This is a genomic window from Streptomyces sp. 8K308 (assembly GCF_004348315.1).
GTDB lineage: Bacteria > Actinomycetota > Actinomycetes > Streptomycetales > Streptomycetaceae > Streptomyces.
Genome location: NZ_SMKC01000506.1, coordinates 1 through 3,706, shown reverse-complemented (window position 1 = coordinate 3,706; position 3,706 = coordinate 1). Strand labels below are relative to the sequence as shown.

At 73.0% G+C, this 3,706-nt stretch carries 5 protein-coding genes; 3 read left to right on the top strand and 2 right to left on the bottom strand.

All coding sequences use genetic code 11. The features are described from left to right. Nucleotides 1-274 precede the first annotated feature (274 nt). Nucleotides 275-421 (top strand): hypothetical protein, encoded by a 147-nt coding sequence (locus E1265_RS37570; RefSeq protein WP_165953995.1) that lies wholly within the window; start codon nt 275-277, stop codon nt 419-421. 16 nt (nt 422-437) lie between these two features. On the opposite strand, the gene E1265_RS34865 is transcribed toward E1265_RS37570, so the two are convergent. After that, nucleotides 438-1,115 carry a TetR family transcriptional regulator gene (locus E1265_RS34865; protein WP_132934959.1) on the bottom strand — a complete coding sequence of 226 codons (678 nt, stop codon included), beginning with the start codon at nt 1,113-1,115 and terminating at the stop codon, nt 438-440. Further along, nucleotides 1,112-1,975 (bottom strand): sugar phosphate isomerase/epimerase, encoded by an 864-nt coding sequence (locus E1265_RS34860; protein WP_132934958.1) that lies wholly within the window; start codon nt 1,973-1,975, stop codon nt 1,112-1,114. The genes E1265_RS34865 and E1265_RS34860 overlap by 4 nt, the downstream gene beginning before the upstream one ends. Before the next feature lie 90 nt (nt 1,976-2,065). Here E1265_RS34860 and E1265_RS34855 point away from each other — a divergent pair, with 90 nt between their 5' ends. Continuing rightward, nucleotides 2,066-2,839 carry an ABC transporter ATP-binding protein gene (locus tag E1265_RS34855; RefSeq protein WP_132934957.1) on the top strand — a complete coding sequence of 258 codons (774 nt, stop codon included), beginning with the start codon at nt 2,066-2,068 and terminating at the stop codon, nt 2,837-2,839. 11 nt (nt 2,840-2,850) lie between these two features. Further along, complete coding sequence (locus E1265_RS34850) at nt 2,851-3,588, top strand: ABC transporter permease (RefSeq protein ID WP_132934960.1); 738 nt, start codon at nt 2,851-2,853, stop codon at nt 3,586-3,588. The last annotated feature ends 118 nt before the right edge of the window (nt 3,589-3,706 follow it).

Below are 3,706 nucleotides of genomic sequence, written 5' to 3'. Positions count from 1 at the left end.
GGCAGCACCCAGCCACCCACCACCGAGCCGCCGCCCACCACGCCCCCGCCCGAGGACCAGGCCCCGGAGCCGACCGATCCTCCGAGCGCCGAACAACCGCCCACCGAGCCCTAGCCGGCGTGGTCACCCGCACTTGGGGCACTGGCCGCCCTATGTTGGGTCTGATCCCCATCTCGGGCACTTGGCGTTGGAACGGGCGGGGTCGACAGCTGGCATGTGTGGCCTCCTACAGGGGATCGCGGGATTCGCCCACCGCGGACGACAACGTCGATCCGTGACGATCACCGCTGGCCCGGGATACGAGCGGTCGTACACATGGACGACCGCGTACCGGCTGACGTTGTACGAGATGGCCGCCAGGTGCAGCTCGGCCCCCTCGGCGAAGCCACGCTGGCTGCCGCTCCTCGGCCCGGCGCCGTAGCGCCTTGCGCCGGTGCTCACGCCACGGTCTCGCCACCGGCGGGGGTGTCGCCGGCCGGGGGCGGGCCGGTCAGGTGGTGTTGGACGGCCGGTGCCAGGCGGGCGATCAGCTCGTCCGGGTCGGCGCTGGCCAGCGGTTCCACGCGCAGGATGTAGCGCAGCATCATCGTGCCCACCAGCTGCGCGGCGGCCAGCTCGGCGCGCAGCCGGGCGTCCGGCGCGTGGCTGATGTGTTCGGTGATGCGCCCCACGAGGCGCCTGCCGATGAAGCCGCGGAAGATTCCGGCGGCGGTCTCGTTGGTGATGGCGGAGCGGGCGATGGCGAGCAGCGGCGCCCGGGTGGTCGGGTTCTCCCACACCCGGAAGAAGACGCTGGTGAACCACAGCCCGAGCTCGTCGGGCGGCACGTCCGCGTTGCGCGTCAGGTTGTCGGTCGCGGGCGCGGCGGCCGCGGCCACGGCGGCGCCGAAGACCTGTTCCTTGGTCCCGAAGTAGTGGTGGACGAGCGCCTGGTTGACGCCGGCCGCGCGGGCGATCCCGCGGATCGACGTCTGGTCGTAGCCGCGCTTGGCGAACTCGGTGCGGGCCGCCGCCAGGATCAGGTCTCTGGTGGCCGGGGAGCCGTCCGCCGCCTCGGCGCGCGAGGGCCGGCCGCGCCGGCGCCCGGTGGCCGGCGGCGTGGCGCCGGAGCTCACCGCGCGGTCCCGGCGGTCGTCCCGCCCTCGGCGGCCCGGGCCGCCGGTGTGGTCGGGGGCGCGAGGTGGCGGCGGGTGAAGTCCAGCGCCTCGGCCAGGTCGGCCTCGCGCTCGGCCGCCGACGTGGCCCGGCGCGTGTTGATCTCCGCCACCACGTGTCCCGCGTAGCCGGTTGCCGCGAGCCGCTGGAGCAGCAGCGCGCACGGCTGGCCGCCGCGGCCCGGCACCAGGTGCTCGTCCTTGCCGGAGCCGGTGCCGTCCGCGATGTGCACGTGGCCGAGCCGGTCGCCCATCCGCTCGGCCATGGCCAGCGCGTCGCTGCGCGAGGTCGAGGTGTGCGACAGGTCGAGCGTGAAGTGCGGGAAGTCCTCGTCGGTCGGGTCCCAACCGGGCGCGTACGCCAGCATCTCGCGGTCCCGGTACCGCCACGGGTACATGTTCTCGACGGCGAACGTGATGTCCGTCTCATCCCGCATCCGCCGCATCCCGGCGACGAAGTGGCGGGCGTAGCCGCGCTGCCAGCGGAACGGCGGGTGCACGACGACCGTGCTCGCGCCGAGCCGCTCGGCCGCCGCCCGTGCCCGCTGGAGCTTGGTCCACGGGTCGGTGGTCCAGACCCGCTGGGTGACAAGCAGGCAGGGCGCGTGCACGGCGAGGATCTCCACGCCGTGCTCGTCGGAGAGCCGACGCAACGCGTCCAGGTCCTGGCTGACCGGGTCGGTCCACACCATGACCTCGACCCCGTCGTACCCGATCCGGCCGGCTATCTCGAAGGCCGCCGCGGTGTTCTCCGGGTAGACGGAGGCGGTCGAGAGCCCCACCTTCGTCGCCGGTTTCTGGTCTGCCGCGCGATGTGCCACGGCGCCAAGCCTACGTGCCGTCGCCGGTGGCGGGACTTGACCCGGGCCGCCGTCGGCGCTTTTATTAAACGCATGAAGAATAAATCTTCGATGGAGTCTCCGACAGGTTCCCCGGCGGGCGAGGCGGCGGTGCGGGCGCGCGACCTGTGCGTCACGCGCGGCCGTGCCCAGGTCCTCAGGGGGGTCGACTTCACCCTCCGGCGCGGCGCCGTCACCGGCCTGCTCGGGCCCTCGGGCTGCGGCAAGACGACGCTGATGCGCGCCATAGCCGGCGTCCAGGCCCGGGTCACCGGCACCCTCGACGTCCTCGGCCAGCCGGCCGGCAGCCCGGCGCTGCGGCCCCTGATCGGCTATGTGACGCAGGCGCCGTCCGTCTACCTGGACCTCACCGTCCGGCAGAACCTCGAGTACTACGCGGCCGTCCTCGGCGTCCCGCGCGTCGACCTCGGGCCCCGGGTGGACGCCGCCCTGGCCGACGTCGACCTCACGGCGCACGCCGGCGTGCTCGCCGCCAACCTCTCCGGCGGCCAGCGCTCCCGCGCCTCCCTCGCCGCCGCGCTGCTCGGCTCACCCGAACTGCTGATCCTCGACGAGCCGACCGTCGGCCTCGACCCGGTGCTGCGGCGCGACCTGTGGAATCTCTTCCACCGGCTCGCCGGCCAGCGCGGAGCGACGCTGCTGATCTCCTCGCACGTGATGGACGAGGCCGACCGCTGCGAACGGCTGCTGCTGATGCGCGCCGGCCGTCTGCTGGCCGAGGGCTCGCCGGCCGAACTGCGCGCCCGCACCGGCGCCGAGACCGTGGAGGACGCGTTCCTGCGGCTGGTCGACGCCGCCGCCGTCGAGGAAGGGGAGCGGGTGTGAACACCGCCGTCCTGAGCCCGGCCAGGGTGCTGGCCACCGCCCGCCGCGTGCTGCGCCAACTGGCGCACGACCCGCGCACCGTCGCCCTGTTGCTGCTGGTGCCGGTGCTGCTGCTGGTGCTCCTCTACTACGTCTTCGACGCCGACCGCGGCTCGTTCGACTTCATCGGCAGCTCGCTGCTCGGCATCTTCCCGATGGTCACGATGTTCCTCGTCACCTCGATTGCCACGCTGCGGGAACGCACCTCAGGCACGCTGGAACGGCTGATGACCATGCCGCTCGGCAGGGCTGAGCTGGTCGTCGGGTACGCGCTCGCCTTCGGCGCCTTCGCCGTCCTCCAGGCCGCGCTGGCCACCGGCGTCGCGCTCTGGTTCCTCGGCCTCGACATCGCCGGATCGCCGTGGCTGCTGTTGCTCATCGCCCTGCTGAACGCGCTGCTCGGCACGGCCCTCGGCCTCTTCGTCTCGGCCTTCGCGGCCTCCGAGTTCCAGGCCGTGCAGTTCATGCCGGCCGTGATCTTCCCGCAGATCCTGCTGTGCGGGCTGTTCGCGCCGCGCGACACCATGCAGCCCATGCTCGAGGTGATCTCCGACGTCCTCCCCATGTCCTACTCGGTCGACGGCATGACCCAGGTCCTCCAACACGCGGAGGTCACCGGTGACTTCGTGCGAGACGCCGTGGTCGTCTCGGCCAGCGCCCTGGCCGTCCTGGCCCTGGGCGCGGCCACACTGCGCCGCCGAACGCCATAGCCCTGCGGCCCGCCGGCTCACCGCCTGGGCGAGTTGCCTCGCCCACGTGCGAACCGGAATCGCCCGCCCGCCCCAACGCCTGTCTCTTATACACATCTCCGCGCCCACGAGACGCTCA

Excerpts from the sequence above, each read along its gene's own strand:
- E1265_RS34855 (WP_132934957.1), top strand. The coding sequence starts at position 2,066 with ATGGAGTCTCCGACAGGTTCCCCGGCGGGCGAGGCGGCGGTGCGGGCG.